The sequence below is a fragment of the Bordetella genomosp. 7 genome (assembly GCF_002261415.1).
GTDB lineage: Bacteria > Pseudomonadota > Gammaproteobacteria > Burkholderiales > Burkholderiaceae_B > Bordetella_A.
The window spans coordinates 51,079-77,613 of sequence record NZ_NEVI01000019.1 but is presented as its reverse complement, the minus strand read 5'-3'; the positions used below and the strand labels follow the sequence as shown (position 1 = coordinate 77,613).

The following is a 26,535-nucleotide window of genomic DNA, read 5'->3' as shown; positions in this document are numbered from 1 at the left end:
TGTTGCGTTACCGGCTGGCTCGGTCGCCATATTGAAATTGCATCTTCCTGCCGTGGATGACAGGTTGCATACTGTTGCACAGTCTGCGGCAATCCCGCGTTGTGCCGCCGTGGGGGATCACGGTAGGATCAATTCGCAATCGCAAGGCGGCCGTTGCTCTGGCGTCGCGCTTGTTCCAACAATGACCTCCGCTGGGCCGCCATCTTTTTGGACGCTCGCCTTGTTGCTCTGAGGCATGGCTTGCTGGGCAAGCCCCTGACGCTGGAAATCGACACGCAGGCCGGGCCGCGCTATCTGAACGGGCAGATCACACGCTGCGAACTGATCGGCCGGGAAAACGCCACGTCGCGCTATTACATCTATAAAGCCACGGTGCGCCCGTGGCTGTGGTACCTGACGCAGACCTCGGACAACAAGATCTTCCAGAACATGAGTGCGCCGGATGTGATCCGGGACGTGCTGGCGGAATACGGCTTTCCGTTTGAAACCGCATTGACGGGTGTCTATCGGAACTGGGAATACTGCGTGCAGTACCAGGAAACCGACTTTGCCTTCATCAGCAGGTTGATGGAGCATGAGGGCATTTACTACTACTTCAAGCACAGCAACGGGCAACACACCCTGGTGATGACGGACGACGCATCCATGCACCAGCCCGTGGCGGGGTATGGCGACATTCCGTACTACGGGCCCGACCGGTTGTCCCGGCCCAATGAAGAGTACGTGTCTGTGTGGGAAGTGTCGTCGGAAATTGCGCCCGATGGTTACGCCACGACCGACTACGATTTCACCAAGCCGGCGACCAGCCTGGAAGTGATTTCGCGCGCCCCGCTGCAGCAGCCCGATGTGCGCCAGCGCCTGCCGGCTATGGGATCCGAAGCCGAGCCCATGACCGCCGAGGCGTTCCCCGAGTTCGTCAACGAGAAAGACAAGTACCAGCAAATCGTGAAGCTCTCTGGCGCCAGCCTGAACTGAGCGGCCAAAGGGGTATCTGACTCCCGCGGGATGTCAGATGCCCTGATGGGCTCGGGCCTTCACGCAAGAATGTGCCTGACCATTGCCGTTGCCGGATGCGCTCAGGCATTCGACCAATTCGTAGATCGGCCCCGGCACGATGAAATCGCCCGCCATCCCCTTGCTGTCTTCGAATTGTTTGGCAACGGGATCGCTAAGCAGGGCTGTTTTGCGCACGCGCCCGTCCGTCGACACGTCAATGTCAGCCTTGATGCGGTAGCCGGCCTGCTGCAGGCGTGCGTGCAGCGGCATCCGCCGCCGTCGGCGCCGATCGCCGCGTTGGGCAGCAGGCCCGGACGCCCGCGTGCCGAAGAGGCGGCGCCGAACCCGCGCCGTCCCAGATGCAAGTCCGTCTTGCCCGCATTGCCCCGAATCTTCGAGAAGCCGCCTTCCAATGGGCGACTTTTGCCATTGCGCCCTAGTGAAAACCCGGCATTTATTTTTGTTTACTCGCGAGTAATCTAAATATACTATTTGGTAAACGCCAGGTAGGCATGGTCAGGATTAAGGAGAGGGCAGATGGATGGACGGAGGCTGGCCACCGAGGACGCAGGGGTCCGCAAAGACTGGGTCGAGAGGGCTGACTTGCTTCCGCTTGCCGCCGCGCTGATACAGGCCACGGATGACAGGGATCTGTTGCAGCGCCTGCTCGCGGCAAAGGCTGCCGGACCGGTGAAGGCTGGCCTGCCCCCTGCGCTGCAGCGGGAGGTCAGGGCCAAGGCATACGAGTGCCTATGCGCAGAGACCGACGCGCGGGCGTCGGCGCAGCCAGGTATGCAGATGATGCAGGACCTAGTCCGCCTGGTGACTGACGTGCCGGCGTCCGAGGTTGAGCAATACGCGCCCATGATGCTGGACCAGGCGGGCTTCACGAAGGAACGCCCCTACGGCAAGCAACCGGGTGCGCGAAACGGCCCGGCCATGCGCGTGGCAGTTATCGGAGCCGGCATGTCGGGCATATGCGCGGCAATCGAGCTCAAGCGCGCGGACTTGGAGTGTGATGTGTTCGACCGGAACGCGTCGGTCGGTGGAACCTGGCACGAGAACCAGTATCCCGGCTGCGGCGTGGACACGCCTAGCATGTTCTACGCGTACTCCTTCGAGCCCCGCTTCCCCTGGAACCACCATTTCGCCAAGCGCGATCAAATCGCAGCCTATTTCGAGCATTGCGTAGACAAGTACGGCGTGCGGCAGAACATTCATCTGCAGACCGACGTGCGCGCGGCTGTCTATGACGAAGCCGCTCAGAGATGGCAGGTGACGATCCGTGATGCCGAGGGAAATAGCCGGGTGCAGGCCTACGACGGGGTGATCAGCGCGGTGGGGCAGCTGAATATCCCATCGATTCCCCGCATCCCTGGCCTGGATACTTTCCATGGGAAAGTGCTCCATACTGCCCAGTGGGATCCTCAGCTGGACCTTGCCGGCAAGCGGGTGGGCCTGATCGGCACCGGCGCGAGCGCCATGCAGGTAGGGCCGGCGATCGTTGATCAAGTGGAACACCTGACGGTGTTCCAACGCGAACCGCATTGGGTGCTGCCGAACTCGGTGTACCACCGCAGCTTCGGCGAGGCGGATCATTGGCTGTTCGAGCGGCTGCCCTATTATGCGCACTGGCTGCGTGCCCAACTGATCTGGAGTTACGGCGACGCCGTCTATCCCTCGCTGAAGATCGATCCGTCCTGGCAAGGCGACGGTGGGTCGATCAATGCAATCAGCGAAAGTTATCGGCGGAACATGGTGCGCCACCTGAAACACGAGCTGGCGGGCAGGCCTGACCTGATCGAGAAAGCCCTGCCGGACTATCCCCCATACGCAAAGCGCGTGCTGCTGGACAACAACTGGTACAAGACCTTGCGGCGCGATCACGTGGACCTTGTCGTGTCGCCCATTTCGGAAGTGCGTGCCGACGGAATCGTGAGCGCCGACGGCCAGCACCATCCGCTTGACGTCATCGTTCTGGCCACGGGGTTCCAGGCCTCGCGCATGCTGTCCACCATCGACATCACGGGGCGCCAGGGCATCAGATTGCGCGACGCATGGGACGGCGACAATCCCCGCGCCTACCTGGGAATTACCGTTCCGCGTTTCCCCAATCTGTTCCTGCTGTATGGCCCGAACACCAACCTGGGCTATGGCGGCAGTGCCATTTTCAATGCCGAGTGCCAGACCCGCTATGCGGTCCAGTGCCTGGTGAGTATGCGCGAACAAGGATGGGGCGCCATCGAATGCCGCCAGGACGTTCACGATGCCTACAACGAAACCGTGGACGCCATGCACCAAGGAATGGTCTGGTCGAGGCAGGACGTGGACAACTGGTATCGGAACAGCCAGGGCCGCGTGACCACGAACAGCCCCTGGCGGCTGCTCGATTACTGGACCCTGACACACAAGCCCAACCACGCGGATTACAACGTGGAGCCCCGGCGCGACAACGCGGCCAGTGCGGCACCCAGTAACTGAGGGGCCATCGATATGTCGACCCGACACGCAGCAGCCGTTCGCCAGACTGTTCAGCGAGGAGGCCTGTTCCTGGAAGATTTTCAGCCTGGCATGCTTATCGAGCATGGGCTGCGCCGCACCGTCACACAGGCGGACAACACCTTTTTTTCCTGCCTGACTTTGAATCCGCAACCCTTGCACATCGACGCCGAGTTCTGTGCGTCCGAGACCGATTGGGGACGTCCGCTGATCAATTCGTTCTTCACACTGGGGCTGGTGGTGGGCATCAGCGTCAACGACACCACAGTCGGAACGACCGTTGGCAACCTGGGCATGAGCGACGTGCGGTTTCCGGCTCCTCTGTTCGATGGCGACACCGTCCGGGTGACGACCGAGGTACTTGCGGTAAGGGAGTCCCGGTCGCGCCCCGAGGTAGGTATCGTCTCGCTCTGCCACCGCGGCTACAAACAGAGCGGTGAACTCATTGCCGAATGCCACAGGCAGGCCATGATTTACAAGCGTGGCCGCATGCCGGCCGATCAAAAATAAGCAACCCAACGAGGAGACATCATGAAGATCTGGTATCAGAGCATGACCAACCTGCCCAACTGGCCGGGATATCAGCGCGTGCTGCACAGTGTGATCGATCGTGCCAAAGAGGCGGGAACCGAGGTCGAAGTGCATGGCATGACCAAGGTGGGCGGCATCGGCGATCAGTTCCGATACCTGGAATATCTGGAAACCGCTGAACTCCTGGACAACGTTCACCAGGCCATCGATCGCGGCTTCGACGCATTCCTGATCGGCAACATCGGCGATCCCGGACTGCGGGCGGCGCGTGAAGTGGCGGACATTCCCGTGCTGGGATTGTGCGAGAGTTCCATGCATCTGGCTTGCATTATGGGCGCGTCGTTCTCTTTCATCACCATCAACGACAAGTTCACACCGCGCATCGTCGAAAACGTGACCACGTACGGGCTCGAGAAACGCTTCGTGGGTGCGCACAAGATGAACATCACTCGTCTGCACGATCTTGAAGGGGGGTTCGAGAATCCGCAGTCCAAGGCGCGCATCCTGTCCGACTTTGAAGCGGCCGCAGAGTCCGCGGACAAGGCCGGCGCCGAAGTCCTGATCGCGGCGGGCGGCGTGGTGTCGGGATTGCTGGCGCACTGGCAGGTCAGCCAGAGTCAATGCGGAATCCCCATCCTGGATGGCATCACCAGCCTGGTCAAGATGGGCGAGATGGCCGTCAAGATCCAGTCGCTGACGGGTCGGTTCATCAGCAAGCGACGTCTCTACGCGCCCCCTCCGCTGGAGCAGATCGAAGAGCTGCGCAAGGCCTATGGCAACTATATCTATCCGTCGGTACCGGGTCCGGGCAGCCGTTGAAGCCTCTAACTCCGGGCGTGGCGTGGCCGCGCACGGCGATACCACTAACTATCAGGAGACAAGATGAAGATCTGGTTCCAGTTGTTGTCGTCAGAGAAAAAGATGAGCGCCTTTCTGGCGACCGTGCAGGAATTGGTGGATCGGGCAGTCGATTCGGGCACCACGGTGGATGTGCGGGGCACACCCGAGGGCGTGTTGGGGGACCAATACCGCCTGTTCTTCCAATATGACCAGAAAGAGGTCATACGCAACGGCCTGCACATACGCAAGCACGGCGGCTACGACGCATTCGCCATTGCGAATTCGCTGGATCCCGCCCTGGTCGACCTGCGCGAGATGCTGTCCATACCGGTGCTTTCATTCATGGAGAACAGTTGCTTTACCGCGTGCACCATGGGCGAGCGTTTTGCCGTGATCACGCCCAATCGCAAGATGGTGCCGCGATACCGTGAGATTGTGCTTGGCTATGGTCTGCGTGACAGGTTGGCGGGGCTGGTGCCCATTGGATTCGACGACGTCCGGGCACAGGAGGAAGCATTCACCAGTGCATCCGTGGCCGACCGAGTGGAAAAGGAAATGGTGGCCGCGACCCGCAAGGCGGCCGAGATGGGCGCGGAAGTCGTTTTTGCGGCTGGGCCACCGGGAGCGCTCATGGCCAAGCGCGGGATTTTCGAGGTCGATGGCGTGCCGATCCTGGATACCTATACGCTGCTCGCCAAGGCGGCCGAAATGCGCGTGCGCATGCATCAGCTCACCGGCGTGTCCGTCAGCCGCGCATGTCTGTACGCCGCGCCGGACGAGGAACTGGTCAGGCGCGTCGGAAAAGCGTACGACATCCCGGAGCTGATGTGAGCATGACGGGACGCCCGGTCTACCTGTGCGACGGCGTCCGTACGCCCATCGGACGCTATGGCGGCGCCCTGGCCGGCGTGCGAACCGACGATCTTGCCGCGGCGCCGATACGCGAGCTGCTGCGGCGCCACCCCCGGCTGTCGGAAACCGTCGGCGAAGTCGTGCTCGGCTGCGTGAATCAGGCGGGGGAAGACAACCGCAACGTCGCCCGCATGGCCGCGCTGCTGGCGGGGCTGGATGCGTCGGTTCCCGCCGTGACGATCAATCGCCTCTGCGCCTCCGGGCTTGATGCCGTCGCCGCCGGTGCGCGCATGATAGCCAGCGGCGAGGCCCATGTCGTGATTGCCGGTGGCGTTGAATCGATGAGCCGGGCGCCGTTCGTCATTCCAAAGGCGCGGGCGGCGTATAGCCGTCACGGCGAGATTCACGACACGACGATAGGCTGGCGGTTCGTGAACCCCATGATGCAGGCCATGTACGGCACGGATTCCATGCCGCAGACCGCGCAGAATGTGGCGGACGAGCATGGCATCAGTCGAGAAGACCAGGACGCCTATAGCTTGCGCAGCCAGCAGCGCGCCGCGGCGGGCCGCAGTCATCTGCTGGCCGATGTAATCGGACTGGATGTGCCGACGGCCGACGCCCGGACTGTGCATGTCCAACACGATGAGCACCCTCGTCCCGACACCACGGCTCAGGGCCTGGCGGCGTTGCGCCCGTTGTTTGCCAAGGGCAGCGTGACGGCGGGGAATTCGGCGGGCGTGAACGACGGGGCAGCCGCCGTGGTGCTGACGGATGAAGCCGGCCTGGCTGCGCTGCAGTTGCGGCCGCTGGTCCGCATCATGGGCGCCGCGAGTGCAGGGGTGGCGCCCCGCATCATGGGCGTGGGGCCCATTCCGGCGGTGCGCGCCCTGACCGAGCGTATCGGCCATGCGGTGCGCGATTTCGATGTGATCGAGCTGAACGAGGCCTTCGCGGCGCAGGTGCTGGCGTGTTCGCGCGCCTGGGGGCTGCCCGACGACGCCGAGCACCTGAACCCCTGCGGCGGTGCCATCGCGCTGGGCCACCCATTGGGTATGTCAGGGGCCCGGCTGGTGCTGCACGCATCCAGGGAGCTGCAGCGTCGGGCTGGGAAGCGGGCGCTGGTGACCATGTGCGTCGGCGTCGGACAAGGATTGGCAATGGCGATGGAGCGGGTCACGTAGCACACGAACAGAGCCGGCAGGCAGCGACGCTGGACGGAACCCGGATACACGGGGCGATAGCCGGCACATTAGGAGAGAGACATGGATGGCAATCTGACAGCCCGAGCCAACGGCGTGGCAGCGCCTGAGGTGCTGCTGCGCTTCAGCGAAGTCAGCAAAACATATCGGACCGCACAAGATGTGGACGCAGTGGCGCTGCGCCCTGTGACGGCGAGCCTTAACAAGGGTGAGTTCGTCAGTCTGCTGGGGCCGAGCGGGTGCGGCAAGACGACGCTGCTGAAGATGGCGGCGGGCCTGGTCAGGCCCACCTCGGGTTCAATCACATTGGCGGATGGCGCACCGTTGCAGCCGGGCTGCTATGGGTTTGTCTTCCAGGCGGCCGCGCTGTTGCCCTGGCGTACCGCGATCCAGAACGTATTGCTGCCTGCCGAGGTGCTGGGCTTGCCGCGAGCCGCGGCAAGCCGCCGCGCTGCCGAACTTCTGGAAAAGGTCGGGCTGGCCTCGGCCACCCACAAGCGGCCCGCGGAGTTGTCCGGCGGCATGCAGCAGCGCGTGTCCATCGCCCGGGCGCTGCTGCACGACCCGGCGCTGATGTTCATGGACGAGCCGTTCGGTGCGCTCGACGCCATGACCCGGGAAGAACTGAACCTGGAACTGCAACGCATTCACTTGAACTTCGGCAAGACGGTGTTGTTCGTGACGCACGATATCGAGGAAGCCGTGCTGCTCTCGGATCGGATCTTCGTCATGTCCGCCGGCCCTGGCAGGATGCTGCGCGAGATTTCGGTACAGCTGGACAGGCCCCGCAGTCTGGAAACGAAGCGTGACCCGGCTTTCCATCACCTGGTGAGCGACATACGCGAACTGCTGCATGGCGCAGCCAGAGCCGCGAGCTGATTCTATGGACAGCAAGACAATCGGAGGCGGTATGCCTGAACACATCGAGAAACTGGCAGGCGTGGCGCCCGCCATGAAGACGCATCGCGCGGCAGCCTGGTCTGCACAGCGCAGGCAAGGGTGGCTGGCCTCGGCTGCCATTGCCATTGTGCTGATCGGCGCTTTGGAACTGGCCGCGCGCAACCAGTGGATTTCCGCAATGATCGTGGCGGCGCCGAGCCGCGTGATGGCAGTACTGGCAGAGGGCATCGCGGATGGCATCTACTTGCGCAACCTGGCTGCGTCAATGGGCGCGCTGGTGGCGGGATTCGGTCTTGCCTTCGTGGTGGCGGTGGTGACGGCGGGCGTGCTGTCGAGCAGCCGCTTTCTCGAACGGGTGCTGACCCCTTACATCGTGGCGTTCCAGAGCATGCCCAAGGTGGCTATCGCGCCCTTGGTAGTGCTGTGGCTGGGCTTCGGCGAACTCTCCAAGATTGCGATTGTTGCCATCGTGTGCTTCTTCCCGATGATGGTCAATACGCTGCAGGGCCTGCGCAACCGAAATGTTGACCACTATGAGCTTCTGCAGTCTCTGGGGGCGAGCCGGTGGCAGCAGTTCTGGAAGCTGCGGCTGCCGCACGCCGTGCCGTACATATTCGCCGGGGTTCGCATCGGGGCGATATTCGCGCTGATCGGCGTGGTGGTGGCGGAATTCGTCGGCACCAATTCGGGCGTGGGCTTTGCGATGCTCCAGGCGAAGGCTCAGTTTGACGTGCCGGGCGTATATGCGTGCCTGGTATTGCTGATGTTGATGGGCTTGACGCTGAACGCCCTGACCACCGTATGCGAACGGTGGGTGGCCGCGCGCATGGGGACGACGGTGGACGGCGCTGGCCACTGATGCGCCGGTCCTTCCGCATTAACGCAGGAGATTGAAACGTGGATCTGCAACTTGAAGGTAAACGCGCGCTGGTGACGGGATCCAGCGCAGGCATCGGACTGGCCGTGGCCCGCAACCTGTTGGCCGAAGGGGCGCACGTCATATTGTGCGGGCGCCACCAGGACAGGTTGGATGCCGCGGCCCAGGAGCTGCGCGGCGCGGGCGACGGGCGTATCCACACCGAAGTCGCGGATGTGACCAGCCTGGACGACATCGAACGCCTGGCGGCGGCCACGCGCGAGGCATTCGGGGGACTGGACATTCTGGTGAACAACGCTGGAACCGGAATCTACAAGCCCTTTTTCGACGTGACGGACGCGGAACTGGTGCACGCCATGCAGATGAACTTCCTGGCCATGTTCCGTGTCACCCAGCGCATCCTGCCCATTCTGCTCGACAGCGGCGGCGGCACCATCGTGAACGTCACGGGCACATCCGGATCGTCCGTGCTGGATGCGCCGTTCTATTCCACCTGCAGCGGGCCAGCCAAAGCCGCGGAGAATCGCTTTACCAAGGCCCTGGCCATGGAATTCGGGCCGAGAAACATCCGCGTCAACAGCGTGGCCCCGGGCCGCATTAACGCGCCGGAGCGATTTGCGCGCTGGTGCAAAGACATTGCCGCGCGCACCGGGCAAGACCATCTCACGCCGCAGCAACTTCGCGACGAATGGGGCAAGCGGATCTCGCTGCCCGGCAATCGCTGGGGCGAAATCGAAGAAATTGCCCGCCTGGTGGCATTCGTGGCCTCGCCGGCTTGCGGATTCGTGAACGGTGCGGTGTTGGTCGCCGATGGCGGGGAAACGCGAGACTGACCCCGTTCAAGGCGGCGTGGCAGGTATGAAGAACTGAATAACGATAACCGGAGACAACAATGACGACTCGACGCACTTTGATGCAACTCGGCATCGCGGCGGCAATGGCTGGCGCGGGAATGCTCGCGCTGGCCCCCTCGCATGCGGCCAGCCAGGAAGAACCGCGGAAACTTTCCGTCGCGAACGCGACCGTGTCTACCCCGCCTTATGCCGCCTACAACACATCGGTACCGATGGAGATTTTCTTCAAGGAAGAGGGAATCGACGTCCAGATGCTGCACATGGGCGGCGCGACGGTCGCGACGCAGGCGCTGGGCACCGGCAAGGTCGATATCGCCGTGCCGGCCAGCTCGGCTCCATTGGCCTTGCTCGACAAAATGCCTGACGCGGGCATCGTGGGCTTCTACACCTTCATCAACGGGTTCCAGAGCATGCCGGTGGTGTTGCCGGACAGCCCCATTGCCGACCTGAAGGACTTGTCTGGAAAGACCATCGGCGTGCAGACCCTGGGCAATTCGCAGGTGCAGACGACCAAGGCGCTGGTGCAGATTGCGGGGGGCGACGCGGCGTCGCTGCGTTTCGTCGCCGTCGGAGAAGGCGTCGAGGCAGCCCATGCGCTTACGACGAAGCGAATCGATGCGCTGGTGTTGTTCGATGGCCTGTACGGGCAGATCGAGGCGAACGGGCAGGCGTTGCGGCGGCTGAGCAGCAGCGCGACCGGCCGCGACGAGGTCGGTTTCAGCGGGGTCATCATCGCGCGCAAGAAGTTTCTGGACGAAAACCGGGATACGTTCGTACGCTACGGCCGCGCCATCGCGAAGTCGACGGTTTTTGCCAAGGCCAATCCTGAAGCCGCAGTACGGATCCACTGGAAGCATTTCCCGGAGACCCGCATGCGCGGCGTCAGCGAGGAAGAGGCCATGCGCCTGGCTCTGCCTTCTTTGAAGAATCGCCTGGACAACGTGTACGAAGTGGACGGCATGTGGGGCAATTCCACGCTGCAGCAAGTCAAAGGCTATATACGGCTGAACCAATTGGGCGGACAGCTGACCAAGGGCGAGTCGCTGGAGCGTCTGTGGGACCCCGCGCTGATGAAAGAGATCAACGATTTTGACCAGGAGGAAATCCGGGTCCGGGCACGGAACTGGAAGCCCTAGCCGCAAGACCGAGATCAGTCGACCGCCTTTTTCCGAGAGTCTCATGCCTAGCTTTCCGCACGTCCCCGCCGATAGGCCGGCGTTGCCCACCTGGTTGGCCGATGCACTGCACGTGCATCGCAATCACAGCTACCCGGAATACATACTGCATCGCCGGCAGTCCCTGGCCCATCGCACCGCCCTGGTCTTCGAGAATCGCAAGCTGAGCTACGAGCAGCTGGCTGCCTCGGTGGACTCAGCCGCCGGCATTCTGCAGCGCCATTACGGACTGAGGGCCGGCGACCGGGTAGTGATATGCGCCGAGAACAGCGATCTGTATGTCATCGCTTATTTCGCCGTATTGCGCGCGGGTTGCGTGGCCGTGCCGGTAAACCCCAAGCTGACGCCTCATGAGTTGGCCTATCTGGTCAACGATTGCTCTGCGGCGCTGTTCATGCACGCCGGCCTGCCTGCCGAATTCCTGGGGCAGCTGGCGGGCCTGTTCGACCGGCAGGTGCCGCTCGCCACGCTGGACCTTGCTCCCACCGGCGACGCGCAGGATCACACGGCCCCAGAAACGCCGGACCCGGATGCCGCCGCCGTCATCTTCTATACCTCGGGCACCACCGGCAAGCCCAAGGGCGTGATCCATACGCATCGCACTCTGATCGCTGGCGCGCTGCAGGCAGCCCACGCCTGGGGATATGCGCGCGAGGACCTCGTCAATCTGGCCATCACGCCACTCTTTCATGTGGCGTCGCATTCGTGGTCGTACCCCACGCTGGCTCATGGGGGCACCCTTGTCGTCGACACCTACAGCACTGAGCGCATATTCGATTTGATCGAGAGGCACCGGGTGCAGGGGTTCGGCTGCGTCCCGGCTATGTTGCTGATGATGTTGCGTTCAGAGGCGCGGGTGGGGCGCGATCTGTCCAGCGTCATCAACGTGCGCTTCGGTGCGTCGCCCATGCCTGCGGAACGACTGGCCGAAGTGCAGGGGCTGTTTCCGAACGCGCAGCTTTATCACGGGATGGGTCAAACCGAATCGTGCGGCACCATCAGCGTGCTGCCGGGTGCGCTGGCGCTGGACAAGGCAGGCAGCACCGGCTGGCCCCTGCCAGGCTGCGAGGTGCGCATCGTCGATGACGAGGGGCGCGATGTGGCGCCGGGCGAGCGCGGCGAGGTCCTGGCTCGCAGCCCGAGTGTGATGATCGGTTATTTCGGTCGCACGCAGGAAACCCAGGAAACCCTGCGCGACGGCTGGCTGCACACCGGCGACGTCGGGTACCGGGACGCGCAGGGACTGATTTATCTCGTTGACCGCAAGAAAGACATGATCATACGGGGGGGCGAGAACATCTATTCGGTGGAGATAGAGCATGTGCTCGCCCTGCATGCGCGGGTGGAATCGTGCGCCATCATCGGAATGCCTGATGACCTGATGGGCGAGCGGGTCGGCGCCGTGGTGGTGGTGCGCGGAGGGCAGCCCGAGGCGGGCGGCGTTAGCCAGTCGCTGGCCGACGAACTGAAAGCCTGGTGCCGGGCCCGGCTTGCGCACTTCAAGGTGCCGGAAGAGATCTTCTTCGTGAACAGTCTGCCGCAGACCGCCACCGGAAAAATCCAGAAGGGCGTGCTGCGCCAGCAGCTGTTGGCAGCGCGAGAATCCGCTACCCGGGCGGCGATGGGCAGCCATGTCTGAAGTGCCCGTCTTGTCACCCGGCAAGCCGGTGGGCCGGGACCTGGCGCGCCCGGAATCGGTGCTGGCGTTGCCCGATGGCTCGATTGTCGTGTCGGATCGTCGCGCGCTGGCTTGCCATATCTCGCCAGACGGGACTCAGGCGCTGATGGGGGGGCGGCACGGTTTACCGAACGGCTTGGCGCTTCTCAACGAGTCGACCCTCGTGATCGCTGATATCGGGCATAGGACCGTGTTCGCCCTGTCTGCGGACGGGAACGAGTCGACGCTGCACGCCACTTTGGCGGACGGCAGCAGGCTGGGCGCCGCCAACTTTCCGCTGGTCGGTCCCGACGGCGCGTTATGGCTGAGCGTGTCCACCACGTCCGACGACCTCGGCGAGGCGATCAATCAGCCACGCCCCGACGGGCAACTGCTGCGCAGCCGGGGCGGGCGGCTCGAAGTGGTAAGCGCAGGGCTTTATTTTCCCAACGAATTTCGCTTCGATCATGACGGCGCATGGGTTTATGTGGCAGAGACCACGAAGGGCCGGATCCGGCGAGCCCGGCTGCTCAGGGGAGGCACCTTGGGAGATTGGGAGACTTATGGCCCTGATCCTGTGTACGCCGGCGCGTATGTCGATGGAGTGGCGTTCGACGACGCCGGCAACCTCTGGGTGACGGAGCTCACCCGAAACGCCATTCTGGCCATTTCGCCAGACCGGCGACTTCATTGCCTGGCTGAAGATCCACAGGGCGCGCAATTGTACAAACCCACCAGCATTGCATTCCAGGGATCCGATCGATGCAGCGTACTGGTCGGGTCGCTCAAGAGCGCGCAACTGCGGGTGTTCAGGTCGACCGTGCCGGGCCGGTGAAAGAAACGGGCATGTTGCACCAGCATCTGAAACAAGCAAGACATACAACAAGGAGACAATGATGATTACACGCCGCAGATTTATTCAGGGAACCAGTGCCGCCGTGATGGCGCCGTTTTACGCTCTGGCACCGGCTCAGGCCCAGCCCTCGAAATGGCCGACCAAACCGCTGACCTATGTGGTGCCTTTGGCAGCCGGCGGCGCCACCGACATCATGGGTCGTTTGGTGTCCGAGCGCCTGGCTCAACGCCTGGGTGTGCCGGTTATCGTCGAGAACCGTACCGGGGCCGGCGGAAGCATAGGGGCCGAAGTCGTTGCGCGTGCGCCGGCCGATGGCTATACCCTGCTGGGAGGGTCGATCAGCACGAACGCCATTATCGGTGCGTTGTACAAGAACCTGTCGTTTGACCCCGCCACTGCCTTCACGCCTCTGGCAATGATAGGCGTCAACCCCTTGCTGCTGTGCGTGGCCGAGAACAGTCCATACAAGAACTTGAAAGAACTGCTGGCCGCGGCCAGGACGAAGGCCGACAACCTGTCGTTCGCCTCGGCGGGAAACGGGACTTCCATGCATCTGGCCATGGAACTGCTGTGCTACAAGGCCGGCGTGAAAATGGTTCATGTCCCGTATCGTGGCAGTGCCCAGGCATTGGCCGCATTGCTGGGCAACCAGGTCGATATGGCGTTCGATACAGCCATCGTTTGCGAGCCTCATATCAAGGCGGGGAAGCTGCGTCCGCTGGCCACGGGCTCCAAAGAGCGCCTTGCGCGCTTTCCAGACGTGCCCACCATGGAAGAAGAGGGCGTCGACGCGGTGGAAGTATTCTCCTGGCTGGCGATATTCCTGCGCAGCGGTACGGATCCCGCCATCGAGCAACGTCTGCGTACCGAACTCAACGGCATTCTCAGCGCGCCTGACGTGCGCGACAGGATCACCGAACTTGGCACGCTGCCGGCGCAATGGGACCAGGCGCAACTTCAGCAGTTCCTCGACGGTGAAATCGTCAAGTGGCGCACCGTGGTTGACGCCATGGGAATCAGCCTCTAGCCTGAATGGGCAGGCGGCAGGGTGTGCTGCGGGCGGCGCGTCCGACGCGCTACGTTAGAATTTCGGGTTTCGCGTCGAAGCGGTGCGAGGAGTGACGGATGCGGGAAGAATTGCGTGAATTCAAGCGGACCAGAATCATTGAGCAGGCGTCTAAGTCGTTCTATGAACGAGGTTACGAAGCCACCAGTATCGAGCTTCTGGCTTCCGAATTGAACGTTACCAAGCCGTTCATCTACAGCTACTTCCCGAACAAGCTCGCCATACTCGAAGCGGTATACGAGCAATCGAGCCTGCGGCTGGTCGAAACACTCCAGGCGGAGCTGAACCGTTCCGGCCCGCCTGCTGCCCGCCTGCGCAAGTTCGTGATTGCCTTCGTGCTGGAAAACATCACGCACCAGGCGCCCAGCGGCGTCTTCCTGCAGGAAGAGAAGCAGTTGTCCGAGACGCAGCTTGCGAAGATTCGAAAACTGGAAAAATCTTTCAACGATGCGCTCACCGCGCTGATCCGAGCGGGCATCGAAGACGGCAGCTTCAAAGTCAACGATCCCAGCATCGCGTCATTGAGCCTGAGCGGCATGGTGCGCTGGGTGCATCGTTGGTATCGGCCGGGCCGGCGCCTCGATCCAGAGCAGATCGCCGAGGAGATCGCCGAGTTGGCCCTGAACATGCTCCGCGCCCGCGACGGTTCATGAGGGCGGCGGCCGTTGATTCGGCCGCTCGCTGCTCGCTGCATGGCCCCGCCGACTTTCGGTCGCCCCTTTGTATGTGTTCGAAAAATCTGTAACGTCCCCGGCGGGAAATAGTTACGTTTTTCGCTGAAGTAGTTCCGTCATCCTGCGTGCCTTGCATTCGTGCCTGGTCGCATGCGCCGTCGCGCCATGCCAAACGAGGATCACGAACGCGCCGCCATGGATAACGTCATTGGCCTGCAACGCCGTACCGTCGCCGCGCCTACGCCGCTGCCCGACGGGATGCTGGCCTTTCGCAGCTTGTCGGGCCATGAGGCGGTGTCGCAGCTGTTCGAGCTCGACGTAGACCTGGTATCGCCCACGCCCTCGCTCGACCTAAAACAGCTGCCGGGCAAGCCCCTGGCGCTGGACTTCCAGGCCGCCAGCGGCATACGCCGTCTGCATGGCCACATCACCCGTTGCAAGCTTGCGGGGCGCGAGGGGCCGACGTCGCGCGTGTACCGCTACCGGGCATCCGTGGCTGTGGTACCTGACCCAGACGTCGGACAACAAAATATTCCAGCAGCTCAGCGTGCCTGAAGTCATACGCGAGGTGCTGGCCGGCCTGGACTTGCGTGGCCTGGTGTTCGATGGCCTGGATCTGGCGGTCGCCGTGCTGCATGACTGTGACCTGACCGGGGCCAGTATGGTGGGTGCCGATTGGCGCGACAGCTGCTTCGGCGCCTGCCGCATGCCGCACAGCGACTGGCAGCGTGCCGATGTCAGCAAGTGTGCCTATTTTCGTTGCGCGCTGGACCAAGCCGATTTCCGGCTGGCCGGTTGCAGCGAAACCGCATTCGTCGAATGCCCGTTGAGCACCGTGACGCGGCTTGCTCGGTCATGTGGGCCACATAGCGCAGGCGGTCGCGCGCATCGGGAATCGCCTGGGCGGCTTCAGCAACCGCTCTGTCCAACCTCAACTCCCGGATGCTGTCGCGCAGCGTACGCGTCAGACTGCCAATACGGGCAAGCAGTTCTTCATGGGCCTTGTCCATCTCATGCCGCCAGCTTGGTGAAAATCTTGTTCAGCTTCTCCTGCAGGACCGCCGCCGTGAAGGGCTTGACCACGTAACAGGATCGAGACCGCCTGAAGGCGAAGTGCGAGGCCCAGGGCACGCCCATGCCCGATGATGGCCCTGCATCGGTTGCAGGCCCGCCGAAGGAACTGTATGCCCTGCTCGACGACCCGGGGCGGATGGGGGATGTCGTAGACATAAACACCGGCCAGGTGGTTTCGGGCGCATTCCCCCCGGCGTGGCAGACGACCAGGAGCTGGCCGGCACGGCCGGGAAGACGCAGGCCCACCCGTTTACGCCGAGTTCATCGCCCGGCAGCCGGAGATGGAAAAGTCCATTGACTGGCCGGATGATGCCGCGGTCTTTCACCGCACCCGGCTGCCGGATGCCCGGTTCGACGGCTGCGACCTGGAGTACGCGGACTACGCGTATGCAGATATTAGCGGCGCCACCTTCAGGCGCGCCGATTTCAGCCGCACGAAGTTTCATCGGGCGCAGACTGATCCAAATCAGTTGCCCCGGCAGGGCGGCATCCTGATGTCGGACCCGGCGCTTTACGAGGCCGAGGCCTTTACCGCGCGGGCTGGCGGACAAATTTGACCACGTGATCAATACGGAGCGACAGCGATGTTCAGCAATACACAAATGATGGGTCTGGATCTGGGCTTTCCGGACGTCTGCCTGACGCCGCCCGCGCTGCTGCCGATTCCGTATCCCGATCTCGCCCTCAGCCCGACTGCAATTCCCGTGTGCTTCAACATTCTGCATTGCTTTGCGCCGGTGCATAACCTGTTCACGATTACGCCCATCACCAATGGCGACAATCCGGGCATCGCCACCGGGGTGGTGTCTCACCTGGTGATGGGGCCGTCGTCTCCCCGTACGGGCGCGTTTACCTGCCTGAATCGATGCGCGCCGACCACGCGGCTGACGTCGATCAATACCCAGAATGGCTTCAACACCCTGGGCATGCGCGTCGTGCCGAGCCAGCCGAAGATCCTGATCCTGGCCGCCTGAGCCGCCTCCGCGCAATTGGCTTGCGCAATTGGCTCGCAAAAATGACTTAAATAGTTGATCTTTCGACGAATTAATTCGATATCTGAATTTATGCATCCGCGCTAGCGCAATTCAAACAAACGTTTGATTTAGCGCAAGATCGTGTTCGCGCCTTCTCCGTATTCTGCTGCCTGTAGGGTACGGGGGCGCGGCCAGCGGCCACTTCCAGCCAAGTCTGCTCCCCAGTAAATCTACCCCCTCGTTAAGCGGGTCGTCAGTATTCGCAGTCTTCAAGGGGTTTGTTGCGTAGTCCACTGGAGAGCCATCATGAAACATCAGTTCCGCATCATCCCGGCGGTAGTCGCCGCCGCCATCGCAATCGCCCCGGCCGCGCATGCCGCCGACGGCACCATCGAGTTCCAGGGCGTCATCACCGACACCACGTGTGCAATATCGGTCAATGCCGGCACGAACAACGGCACAGTGATGCTGCCTGCCATCGGCGCCAGCGCCCTGCCTGCAGCGGGCGCCACCGCCGGCACCACGCCTTTCACCATTACGCTGGCCGGCTGCGCGGGCGCCACGTTGAACACGGCGCACACGCATTTTGAAATGGGCCCGGCCGTCGACGTCGCCACGGGACGCCTGAACAACACGTCGGGCACGGCCACCGGTGTGCAGATCGAAGTGCTCAATGCGGCGCAGTCGCCGATACGGCTGGGCGCCGCCGCAAGCCAGGGCGACCTGGCGGTGGACATTTCGTCGGGCGGCGCCACGCTGGGGTATTACGCGCGCTACTACGCCGATGCCGCGGCGGTGACACCTGGCACGGTGGTGTCCCGCGTCGACTACACCATCCAGTACCTGTAACGCGCGGCGTATGCGGCGCCCGTGCCGCGCCGCCGCTCGCGGCGTATGATGGGCGCAGCGATTCTGTCGTTCCGTGCTGCATCATGCGCAGTGCGCGGCGCCTTATGCCAACTACATAAGCACGGCGCCCGGCTGCTTGATGGCGGGTCTGCTGCAAGACCCGCAAGGAGAGCAAACGATGAAAATCCGCTCTTGCCCTGCCTGGGTTGCCGCCGCGCTGGTATTGTGGTGCGCGGCGGGCGCCGCGATGGCGTCGGTTGTGGTCAACGGCACGCGCGTCATCGTGGACGGCGCGGCCGGCGAAGCCACCGTGCAGCTGCGCAATACCGGGCAGCAGCCCGTGCTGGTGCAGGCCTGGATCGACGACGGAGACGCGGCCGCCGACCCGCAGCATGCTAAGTCACCCTTTGTGCTGACGCCGCCCGTGGCGCGTATCGATGCGCAGAAGGGGCAGGCCCTGCGCATCATCCGCGCCGCCGATATTGTTCAGGCTGGCCACGAAAGCCTTTACTGGCTGAACGTGGTGGAGGTGCCGCCCAAGCCGGCCGCCCGGCAGGCGGGCAGCGACAATGTGCTGATGTTCTCGTTCCGCACGCGCATCAAGGTGTTCTACCGGCCGGCGGGGCTGCCCGGCCACGCTGACCGGGCACATGAACAACTGTGCTTTCGCTACGAGCCCGCGTCGCGCAGCCTGGTGGTCAGCAACCCTACGCCTTACCACGTCAGTTTTCGCCGCCTGGCGCTGCTGGGGTCCGGCGGCCGCGTCGCGGGCGAGTTGCCGGCCCGGCCCGACAACATGCTGGCCCCCGCGAGTACCGGGCGGTTTGTGGTCCCCGTGGCCGGCCCTTTACCTGCACACCCAATGGTGGCCTACACCGTCATCAACGACCACGGCGGGGACGTGGTCGGGCAACGCAACAGCGTCGCGGCATGTCAACCGGCAAGCAACGGTCGCTAGGCGGGTGCCTGGGCGCTTGGGCGGCGGGGATGGCGGCGGTACTGGCATCGTGGGGCGCGCAAGGGCAGGCTGATGTCGAGTTCGACGAAGCATTCCTGCGGTCGCCTGTGGACATCCGCATGTTTTCGCAAGAGACGCTGATGCCGGCCGGCGAGCATTCCGTGGATGTCATCGTGAACGATACCTGGAAGGGCCGCCACATCATGACTTTCCGGGTGCCGGCGGGCGAGGCGGGCGGCGCACAGCCTTGCTTTGATGCCGCATTGCTCGACACCCTGGGTTTCGATGCGGATGCCTATTCCGCCGGCCTGCGCGCAAGTTCGCCGGATGTGCCTGCGTGCCAGCCGTTGCATGTGATCGTGCCTGGCGCCCGGGCCGCGTTAGATAGCGGGGAACTGCGGCTGACTATCACCGCCCCACAATCGCTGCTGCGGCGGCAGGCGCGAGGCTATGTCGACCCTGCGCTCTGGGAAGACGGCATCACCGCGGGCATGCTGCAGTACGACTATCTGGGCTATCGCTCCGAAAGCTCGCTGGCGGGCGCGGCGGACGACACCAGCCATTATCTAGGGCTGCGCGGCGGGCTCAACCTGGGCAAATGGCGCTTGCGGTATCGCAGCGCGCTCAATGCAGGGGGCGGGCGCGGCACGTCGTATCAGGGCCTTGCCGCATATGCCGAGCGCGGCATTGCGTCCTGGCGCAGCCGCTTTACTGTGGGCGACGCCATGACCGATGGGCAGGTGTTCGACAGCCTGGGCTTTCGCGGGGTGCAGCTGGCGTCCGAAGACCGCATGTATCCCGATTCGCAGCGGGGTTTTGCGCCGGTGGTGCAGGGCATTGCCCGCAGCAATGCCCGGGTAAGCATTACCCAGCAAGGCAACCTGATCTACGAAACCACCGTGCCGCCCGGCCCGTTCGTGATCGACGACCTGTACCCCACGGGCGCGGGCGGCGATCTGCGGGTGGCCGTGACCGAAGCGGATGGCAGCACGAGCACTTTCACGGTGGCGTATGCCGCCATGCCGGAGTTGCTGCGCCCGGGCGTGACGCGCTACAGTGTGATGGCGGGGCAGTACCGCAACAATGTGGCGGACGATACGCCCGCCATGTTCATGGGCACGCTGCGGCACGGGTTCTCGAACGTGGTGACCGGATACGGAGGCGTGTTGGCCGCGCAGGGCTATCAGGCTGCCGCAGGCGGTATTGCGCTCAATACGCAGTTCGGCGCCATATCTTCGGACATTACGTATGCCCGCAGCGACCTGGGCGATGCGGGGCGGCACGATGGCCACAGCATCCGCCTGGGGTATTCGAAGATCCTGCCCGCGACGCAGACCAGTCTTGCGCTGGCGGCTTACCGGTATTCCAGCGCGGGTTTCTACGATGCCAATGATGCGTTTCTGCTGCGCGAGTTTGCGGGTGACGATACGCCATGGCAGTTCACGTCGCTCAAGAGCCGGCGCAACCGGTTTCAGCTGAGCCTGTCGCAGGCGCTGCCCGGTTCCTGGGGCGCCATAAGCGCCAATGCGTCGCGCCAGGACTACTGGGGCGGCACAGGGGCCGACACAGAATTCCAGCTGCAGTACAACAACCGTATCGGCCAGGTGAATTACGGCGTAAGCGCCGGGCGCACCCGACTGCTGGAAACCGGGCAATGGAATAACCAGATCATGCTTACCCTGTCGGTGCCGCTGGGATCGACGGCGCGCGCGCCCAACCTTAGCGCCACGTACAGCCGCGACCGCTATTCGCAAGGCGGGCAGACGGCGCTTTCCGGCACGGCGGGCGACGATCACCAGTACGGCTACAACGTGTTCGCCAGCACCGTGCAGGGCCGGCCCGGCCCGCGCGTCACCACGGGCGGGGCGTCGGCATCATGGTCTGCGCCGTTCGCAAACCTGGGCGCAAGCGCCTCTGCGGGCAAGGATTACCGGCAATTCAGCGCCAGCGTGTCGGGCGGCGTGGTCGCGTACGCGGGCGGGGTGGTGATGGGACCCATGCTGGGCGAAACCGCCGCGCTGGTCGAGGCGCCGGGCGCGCAAGGGGCGCGCATCACCAATTACAGCGGCGTGCGGCTGGACAGCCGGGGACGCGCCATCGTGCCGTACCTGAGCCCTTATCGGCAGAATACGGTCGAGATCGACCCCAAGGGCATCAGCACCGACATCGCGGTCAAGGAAACCAGCCGGAACCTGGCTCCCACCGCCGGCGCCATTGCGTTGGTGCGGTTTGAAACCGTGGCCGGGCATTCCGTGTTGATGACCATCGTGGACCACGCGGGCGGCGTATTGCCGTTCGGCGCGGCGGTGATGGACGAGCAGGGCGGGCACCTTGGCTATGTGGCGCAGGCCGGCCAGGCGCTGGTGCGCCTGCCGGCACAGGCGGGCCGCGTGCGGATCAAATGGGGCGAGGCGCAGGAAGAATCCTGCACGGTCGCCTACAACTTGGGCGACGGCGGCGTGCGCCACGCGGCGGGCTTTCAGGAGTTCAGCGCCTCGTGCATGCCCGAACCGGAGGACGGACATGGCGGCAGATAAGCAGCGATGCCGCGCGCTGTGGCAGGGCGCGCTGGCCGGGCTGATGGCGCTGCTGGCCTGTGGCGCGCGCGCGGACGGGCTATGGGCCAACTGCGTGCGCGATGCCAGTGCAACGGGTCATATCTATTACCAGTACGTCGATCCTGCGACGATTTTCGTGCCCCGTGACAACCAGGCCGGAGAAGTGATGGGCCCATGGCTGACTGCCGCCAATCCGGCGGCGTGGCGATGTACGCCCTTGCAGGCGCTGCGCGAGGCCGGATCGGTGCAGTTCACGGTGCAGGGTTATCCGCCCTATGTGCGCGACGGCGTCATGGATGTGGACGGCCAGACGTATGGCGTTTACCAGACCAATAATCTGCGCGTGGCCTACATTGCGCGCTGGCGATTTATCGTCAATGGCCAGGTGTCCGACTGGCAGCCGCTCACCATCAATACAGCCGCGCAGCAGACGCCTGCCGCATCGTTTCCCATCACCTACAACGACGGACAGCCTTTTACCGTGGGCGCGGACGTGCAGATACGCTTTGTGCGACGGCTGAATGAGCCGCTGCCGGCGGCGGTGACGATCTTCGACCCCATGTATTTGCGGCACATGCAGACCGACGGCGCCACGATATCGGTAGGCGCGGGTACCTACCGCATCGCACAGGTGCGGCCCAATACGGTCACGCTGGTGTCGGGCGGCACATGCACCACGCCGAGCGTGTCTGTGACTTTGCCCACGGTGCCGCGCAATGTGTTCAAGGGCATAGGCAGTATCGCGGCCACTACGCCCTTCAACCTGTCGTTCAACCATTGCCCCGCGGGGTATCGCAGCATCGGCTACAGCTTTGCGCCCACCACCCAGGTGCTGGACGCGTCGCGCGGCGTGGTGGCGCTGGCGGCCTCGTCCACGGCAGCCGGCGTGGGCATACAGCTGGCGCGCGGCGACGGCTCGCCGGTGGCATTCGGCACGGTGTATCCCCTGGCCGATTATGATCCCCGGCGGATGGGCAGCTACGTCGTGCCGCTGCAAGCTTCCCTGTACCAGGTAAGCCCTACCGTGACCAGCGGCACGGTGCGGTCGGCCGTGACCTTTACGCTGGACTATAAGTAGGCCGCCATGTCACAGACTTCCCTGCCACGAAACTTCCGGCGCCTGCGGGCGCGGGCCGTTGCGGCACTGTGTCTGGCGGCTGCGCTGCCCATGGCGGCCGCGCACGCCGCCGTGTCGCTAAGCCATACGCGGCTTATCGTGTCGGCGGACCAGCCCGAGGTGACGCCGCGCGTGGCCAACGAGGGCGATCAGCCCGTGTTGCTGCAGATGTGGTTCGATGCGGGCGACCGCGACGCGGACCCACAGACCATCGTTACGCCGTTCCTGGTGCTGCCGCCCATACTGCGGCTGGAAGCCGGCGCGCAACAGCGCCTGCGCATCCTGTATACCGGCCACGGCAGCCCGCCCGCCGGGCGCGAGTCGGTGTACTGGCTGAACATACTCGAGATACCGCCCAAGGCGGATGCGACCGGGGCCGGCCTGCTGCAGATTTCGTTTCGCACGCGGGTGAAGGTGTTTTTCCGGCCCGATGGCGTCAAGGCCGATGCGCGCGCGCACGAGTCGCTGCGGTTCGAAGTGCGCCGGCAAGGGCCGGAACCACGTTTGCGCATCACCAATCCGACACCGCTGCACCAGACACTGCTGGATGTAGTCATGGGCAGCGCGCGCAACCATCCCGCGGCCCGCAATCTGGGTGAGCCCGGAATGCTGGCGCCTGGCGCCAGCATCGATTTGCTCATACCTGGCGGGCGCATCGCCGACGCCGGTGAGCCGCTGTGGTATTGCGTTATCGACGACGCGGGCGTGGAATTATGCGGCAGCCGCGCGTCTGTCGGGGCCGCCGGCCGCTAACGGGCAGCGGCGGCCAATGCCCTGATTACCGATCTACGCCGGTACTTCCACCGACGTTGTAGCTGCTCAGCCTGCCGCGGGTATCGAACCAGATGTCCAGGCTGCGCCTGGTTTTGGGGCCTTGCCCGACGTCGATGGCAGTGTCGGCTGCGTAGCCCAGACTGGGCAGATACTCCATCGCCTGGGTGAACAGGTTGCCATTGATCTGCCGTTCGGAATACGACCAATAGCTCGATCCATCAGAGTCGTCGGTCTTGTACCGTGGCGTGCCGAACATTTGCTGCACATCGGCTTTAGTGGTCTTGCCCTTGGCCAGATGCTGGCGCAGGTATTCGGGGCTCATGCGGTCCTGGCCGCCGATACCGCCCGTGCCGGCGCAGGCTGACAAAAGCAAGAAGGTGGAAAGCAGCAGAATTCGTTTCAGACCCAACATGTTGACTCCATGGAAGCGCGTGGCCGACACAGCGGCCGCGTTGATAAAAACCGGGAATGCCTGGACGCCCAGGCCGGAGAAAGACGCTGCGCAACCAGATCGCAGGCGGCCGGATGCTCGGGCGCCGGGCAATCAAAAGCGCGGTCCGAGCGGCTTGCAGTGCGTCGCCGCCGCGGTCGGGACGCAAGCATAGAGGTGCAATGCAAGAAAAGCAGTAGCGCAGATGGGCTAGTGCGTACTAGTGCGCCGGTTGTTCGCTGTCCGGACCTGGGGCCGAAGTGCGTACGGCTGCTGCGTTGCCAGTTTGTGTCGAGCCCGCGTGCAGGACGCTCATTTGATTGACGCCTGCCTTCGAAGCCAGCGCCGCCGCCGCACTTCGGGTCGACACGTTCAAGGCGCGCAGCAGCGCCGACACGTGGATACGCACGGTAAAAGGGGAAATTTCAAGGCGGCGCGCGATTTCTTTATTGGTAAGGCCATCGACAAGCATGGCCAGTACGTCGCGCTGCCGCTGCGTCAGACCTTCGATACGTTGGGTCCACTGAGTCGGGCTGGCTGCCGGCCCGCGGCTATAGCGCACCACCACGTCCCCGGCCCGCACGGCCCGGATGGCGGCACCGAGCTCGTCGGGCGGCACGGACTTGCAGATGAAGCCGTCGGCGCCCGACGCCAGCAGCGAGTCGATGATACGCCTGTCGGCGTGCATGGACACCACGATGATGGAACTGCCCGGGCAGGCGCCGCGCAAGGCGGCCAGCTGACGGGGAGCGTCGGGCCCGGGCCGCAAGTCCAGGATCAGCGTATCGGGCTGCCATGGGCCGTCTACGGCGCGCAAGGCCTCCGGGACGCCGTCGGCTTCTTTTATTTGTGCATCTGGCACGACGCTCCGGATGATTTCCCGCATGCCGACGCGGAAGGTGGGGTGCTCGTCGACAATCAAGAATTGCGCGGGTGCTGCTATTGCGTACTTCATTGATCTATCAAATACAAGGCCGTACCGCACCCGCCTGGAGGAGTCGCGCGCGTTCAGTCATCTGTCAGAAGGTGCTGGATGTTATGCCATATATGACAATTTGAACGCGAGCGAAACGCGATTTAATAATTGTTACGTTTTTTGACGAATGGCGGCGGCTTGGCCGGGCGCCGGGCGACTGCGGCGCCTTCGGACGGGTCAGTTGCCCGGTTCGGGCCGCGGCTGGGCGGCCTGCACGAAATTGCGTTCCAGAATGTCCAGGGCGTGGGTCAGGGTGTGGATTTCGTCGTTGGTGAGCCCGCGCAGCGATTCTTCGAAGAACGCTTCGCGGCGCGGCAGGGCCTCGTTGACCACGGCCTGGCCGGTTGCCGTCAGGCTGGCGTTGGTGACCCGGTTGTCGTGGGGGTCGGCGCTGCGCGTCACCCAGCCCAGCTGCTGCATGGCCTGCAACAGCCGCGTCAGCGAAGCGGGATCGAGGCGGCAGCGTTCGGCCAGCATTTTCTGCGAGCATTGCCCGTACTCATGCAGGGTCAGCAGGATGCGCCAGCGCGGCAGGGCATGCCCGACGCGGCTGCTGAAGGATGCCTGCATGGCCCGATAAGTTTGCCCCAGGTGCTGGATGATCTGCAGGCCTTGGTTTTCCTTAGGCAAGACGTGTGTCTCCGGCTAGCGTTTATTCAAGGCGGCGCCGCGGCGCCGCCGCTTTGGGGGCATTGTGCCAGACGAATCCCGCCGGCGCGGCGCGCCGGCCACGGCATTGCCGCCCCTGTCTATGGTTCTTTCGCGACTTGGGCGATCACGCGCGCCAGTTCATCGCGCCAGCGTCCCTTTGTGGCTTCGGCCACAAAGCTGGCGTCGAAGCTGTTGCGGGCCAGCTGCGCGGCGTGGTCGGCGGTAAGCTGCGGCAGCGCGGCGAAGGTTTCCAGGAAATTCTGGTTCAGATAGCCCCCGAAGTAGGCCGGGTCGTCCGAGTTCAGCGTCACGCACAGCCCCGCGTCCAGCAGCGCGGGCAGGTTGTGCTCTGCCAGCGTGTCGAACACTTTCAGCTTCACATTGGACAGCGGGCATACCGTAAGCGGAATGCGCTCGCGCGCCAGCCGCCGGACCAGTTCGGGGTCTTCTACGCACCGCACGCCATGGTCGATGCGCTGCGCGCCCAGCAGGTCCAGCGCATCGCGGATGTACTGGGCCGGCCCTTCTTCGCCGGCATGGGCGACGATATGCAGGCCATGTTCGCGGCATTGCGCGAATACCCGCGCGAACTTGTCGGGCGGATGGCCGCGTTCGCTGCTGTCGAGCCCCACGCCGATGAAGTGCTGCCGGTAGGGCAGGGCCTGTTCCAGGGCGTCGAAGGCGTCGGCTTCGCTCAGGTGCCGCAGAAAACACAGGATGAGCGCGCTGCTGATGCCCAGTTCCGAGCGCGCGGCCGTGCAAGCGCGCACCAGCCCGCCCATGATGGTCTGCATGGGCACGCCCCGGGCGGTGTGGGTCTGGGGGTCGAAGAACAGTTCGGCGTGCACGATGCGATCGGCGGCGGCGCGCCGGAAGTACGCCATGGCCATGTCGAAGAAATCCTGCTCCTGGAGCAGGACGCTGGCGCCCGCGTAATAAATGTCCAGGAAGCTCTGCAGGTCGGTAAAGGCGTACGCTGCCCGCAGGGCCTGGACATCGGCGTACCGAAGCGTGACGCCATTGCGGCGCGCCAGCGCAAAAATCAGTTCGGGCTCCAGCGTGCCCTCGATGTGCACGTGCAGTTCGGCCTTCGGCATGGCCTGCAGCAATGCAGGCAGCTTTTGGCGGGGGAAATCGGCTAGGGTGTCCATGAGGGCTGCAATTGTCGGTATCAGGGCGGGCCGGGGGCGCCGGT

General features: G+C 63.9%; 26 protein-coding genes and 3 pseudogenes. 22 read left to right on the top strand and 7 right to left on the bottom strand.

Going from position 1 to position 26,535, the window contains the following annotated elements:
- The first annotated feature begins 240 nt into the window (after positions 1-240).
- Positions 241-975, top strand: a complete 735-nt coding sequence (gene tssI, locus CAL18_RS14790; protein WP_170940365.1) for a type VI secretion system tip protein TssI/VgrG — start codon at positions 241-243, stop codon at positions 973-975.
- A gap of 33 nt (positions 976-1,008) precedes the next feature.
- On the opposite strand, the gene CAL18_RS14785 is transcribed toward tssI, so the two are convergent.
- Positions 1,009-1,266 carry a hypothetical protein gene (locus CAL18_RS14785; RefSeq protein ID WP_094818172.1) on the bottom strand — a complete coding sequence of 86 codons (258 nt, stop codon included), beginning with the start codon at positions 1,264-1,266 and terminating at the stop codon, positions 1,009-1,011.
- Positions 1,267-1,533: 267 nt separating this feature from the next.
- Here CAL18_RS14785 and CAL18_RS14780 point away from each other — a divergent pair, with 267 nt between their 5' ends.
- The 14 genes and pseudogenes from CAL18_RS14780 to CAL18_RS19995 form a co-directional block, all read left to right on the top strand.
- Complete coding sequence (locus CAL18_RS14780) at positions 1,534-3,477, top strand: flavin-containing monooxygenase (RefSeq protein WP_094818171.1); 1,944 nt, start codon at positions 1,534-1,536, stop codon at positions 3,475-3,477.
- Between the two features lie 12 nt (positions 3,478-3,489).
- Positions 3,490-4,005 carry a MaoC family dehydratase gene (locus CAL18_RS14775; protein WP_094818170.1) on the top strand — a complete coding sequence of 172 codons (516 nt, stop codon included), beginning with the start codon at positions 3,490-3,492 and terminating at the stop codon, positions 4,003-4,005.
- Positions 4,006-4,026: 21 nt separating this feature from the next.
- A complete protein-coding gene (locus tag CAL18_RS14770; protein ID WP_094818169.1) occupies positions 4,027-4,845 on the top strand; it encodes an aspartate/glutamate racemase family protein in 819 nt (272 codons plus the stop codon).
- Between the two features lie 63 nt (positions 4,846-4,908).
- Positions 4,909-5,697, top strand: a complete 789-nt coding sequence (locus CAL18_RS14765; protein ID WP_094818168.1) for an aspartate/glutamate racemase family protein — start codon at positions 4,909-4,911, stop codon at positions 5,695-5,697.
- A 2-nt stretch (positions 5,698-5,699) separates the two neighbouring features.
- Entirely contained in the window at positions 5,700-6,902 is a 1,203-nt protein-coding gene (locus CAL18_RS14760; protein ID WP_094818167.1) for an acetyl-CoA C-acyltransferase, read from the top strand.
- A gap of 81 nt (positions 6,903-6,983) precedes the next feature.
- Complete coding sequence (locus CAL18_RS14755; protein WP_094818166.1) at positions 6,984-7,799, top strand: ABC transporter ATP-binding protein; 816 nt, start codon at positions 6,984-6,986, stop codon at positions 7,797-7,799.
- A 31-nt stretch (positions 7,800-7,830) separates the two neighbouring features.
- Entirely contained in the window at positions 7,831-8,679 is an 849-nt protein-coding gene (locus tag CAL18_RS14750; protein WP_170940364.1) for an ABC transporter permease, read from the top strand.
- Positions 8,680-8,717: 38 nt separating this feature from the next.
- Positions 8,718-9,530: an SDR family NAD(P)-dependent oxidoreductase gene (locus CAL18_RS14745; protein ID WP_094818164.1), complete on the top strand. Its 813-nt coding sequence runs from the start codon at positions 8,718-8,720 to the stop codon at positions 9,528-9,530.
- 80 nt (positions 9,531-9,610) lie between these two features.
- Positions 9,611-10,687 carry an ABC transporter substrate-binding protein gene (locus tag CAL18_RS14740; RefSeq protein WP_170940363.1) on the top strand — a complete coding sequence of 359 codons (1,077 nt, stop codon included), beginning with the start codon at positions 9,611-9,613 and terminating at the stop codon, positions 10,685-10,687.
- 43 nt (positions 10,688-10,730) lie between these two features.
- On the top strand, positions 10,731-12,365 hold the full coding sequence (locus CAL18_RS14735) for a class I adenylate-forming enzyme family protein (protein ID WP_094818162.1): 1,635 nt from the start codon (positions 10,731-10,733) through the stop codon (positions 12,363-12,365).
- The gene (locus tag CAL18_RS14730; RefSeq protein WP_094818161.1) at positions 12,358-13,218 is read left to right on the top strand and encodes an SMP-30/gluconolactonase/LRE family protein; all 861 of its coding nucleotides are present in this window, start codon (positions 12,358-12,360) and stop codon (positions 13,216-13,218) included. Before CAL18_RS14735 ends, CAL18_RS14730 begins: the two co-directional genes overlap by 8 nt.
- A 106-nt stretch (positions 13,219-13,324) precedes the next feature.
- On the top strand, positions 13,325-14,266 hold the full coding sequence (locus tag CAL18_RS14725) for a Bug family tripartite tricarboxylate transporter substrate binding protein (protein WP_249278423.1): 942 nt from the start codon (positions 13,325-13,327) through the stop codon (positions 14,264-14,266).
- Between the two features lie 98 nt (positions 14,267-14,364).
- Positions 14,365-14,958 carry a TetR/AcrR family transcriptional regulator gene (locus CAL18_RS14720; protein WP_094818159.1) on the top strand — a complete coding sequence of 198 codons (594 nt, stop codon included), beginning with the start codon at positions 14,365-14,367 and terminating at the stop codon, positions 14,956-14,958.
- Between the two features lie 171 nt (positions 14,959-15,129).
- Positions 15,130-15,607, top strand: a pseudogene (locus CAL18_RS19995) (contractile injection system protein, VgrG/Pvc8 family); the annotation flags it as partial.
- 190 nt (positions 15,608-15,797) lie between these two features.
- Here CAL18_RS19995 and CAL18_RS19870 read toward each other — a convergent pair.
- Both CAL18_RS19870 and CAL18_RS19865 read right to left on the bottom strand, forming a co-directional pair.
- A pseudogene (locus tag CAL18_RS19870) lies at positions 15,798-15,971 on the bottom strand (protein phosphatase CheZ); the annotation flags it as partial.
- 19 nt (positions 15,972-15,990) lie between these two features.
- A pseudogene (locus tag CAL18_RS19865) lies at positions 15,991-16,065 on the bottom strand (two-component system response regulator); the annotation flags it as partial.
- A gap of 269 nt (positions 16,066-16,334) precedes the next feature.
- Here CAL18_RS19865 and CAL18_RS14705 point away from each other — a divergent pair.
- The 7 genes from CAL18_RS14705 to CAL18_RS14675 all read left to right on the top strand — a co-directional run bounded on the left by CAL18_RS14705 (position 16,335) and on the right by CAL18_RS14675 (position 23,262).
- Positions 16,335-16,610 carry a pentapeptide repeat-containing protein gene (locus CAL18_RS14705; protein WP_094818158.1) on the top strand — a complete coding sequence of 92 codons (276 nt, stop codon included), beginning with the start codon at positions 16,335-16,337 and terminating at the stop codon, positions 16,608-16,610.
- Positions 16,611-16,637: 27 nt separating this feature from the next.
- Positions 16,638-17,027 carry a DUF4150 domain-containing protein gene (locus tag CAL18_RS14700; protein ID WP_094818157.1) on the top strand — a complete coding sequence of 130 codons (390 nt, stop codon included), beginning with the start codon at positions 16,638-16,640 and terminating at the stop codon, positions 17,025-17,027.
- A 306-nt stretch (positions 17,028-17,333) separates the two neighbouring features.
- Positions 17,334-17,876, top strand: a complete 543-nt coding sequence (locus CAL18_RS14695; RefSeq protein WP_026639133.1) for a fimbrial protein — start codon at positions 17,334-17,336, stop codon at positions 17,874-17,876.
- Between the two features lie 178 nt (positions 17,877-18,054).
- Positions 18,055-18,834, top strand: coding sequence for a fimbrial biogenesis chaperone (locus tag CAL18_RS14690; RefSeq protein WP_170940361.1), 780 nt, complete (start codon positions 18,055-18,057; stop codon positions 18,832-18,834).
- Between the two features lie 29 nt (positions 18,835-18,863).
- Positions 18,864-21,371, top strand: a complete 2,508-nt coding sequence (locus CAL18_RS14685) for a fimbria/pilus outer membrane usher protein (protein ID WP_170940360.1) — start codon at positions 18,864-18,866, stop codon at positions 21,369-21,371.
- Positions 21,358-22,470 (top strand): fimbrial protein, encoded by a 1,113-nt coding sequence (locus CAL18_RS14680; RefSeq protein WP_170940359.1) that lies wholly within the window; start codon positions 21,358-21,360, stop codon positions 22,468-22,470. Before CAL18_RS14685 ends, CAL18_RS14680 begins: the two co-directional genes overlap by 14 nt.
- Before the next feature lie 6 nt (positions 22,471-22,476).
- The gene (locus CAL18_RS14675) at positions 22,477-23,262 is read left to right on the top strand and encodes a fimbrial biogenesis chaperone (protein ID WP_094818153.1); all 786 of its coding nucleotides are present in this window, start codon (positions 22,477-22,479) and stop codon (positions 23,260-23,262) included.
- A 25-nt stretch (positions 23,263-23,287) separates the two neighbouring features.
- Here CAL18_RS14675 and CAL18_RS14670 read toward each other — a convergent pair whose 3' ends face one another.
- The 4 genes from CAL18_RS14670 to CAL18_RS14655 all read right to left on the bottom strand — a co-directional run bounded on the left by CAL18_RS14670 (position 23,288) and on the right by CAL18_RS14655 (position 26,491).
- Entirely contained in the window at positions 23,288-23,695 is a 408-nt protein-coding gene (locus CAL18_RS14670; protein WP_038852200.1) for a hypothetical protein, read from the bottom strand.
- 238 nt (positions 23,696-23,933) lie between these two features.
- Positions 23,934-24,668: a LuxR C-terminal-related transcriptional regulator gene (locus tag CAL18_RS14665; RefSeq protein ID WP_094818152.1), complete on the bottom strand. Its 735-nt coding sequence runs from the start codon at positions 24,666-24,668 to the stop codon at positions 23,934-23,936.
- A 198-nt stretch (positions 24,669-24,866) separates the two neighbouring features.
- Positions 24,867-25,319 (bottom strand): MarR family winged helix-turn-helix transcriptional regulator, encoded by a 453-nt coding sequence (locus CAL18_RS14660; protein ID WP_094797231.1) that lies wholly within the window; start codon positions 25,317-25,319, stop codon positions 24,867-24,869.
- Between the two features lie 119 nt (positions 25,320-25,438).
- Positions 25,439-26,491: an adenosine deaminase gene (locus CAL18_RS14655; RefSeq protein WP_094818151.1), complete on the bottom strand. Its 1,053-nt coding sequence runs from the start codon at positions 26,489-26,491 to the stop codon at positions 25,439-25,441.
- Positions 26,492-26,535: the final 44 nt, after the last annotated feature.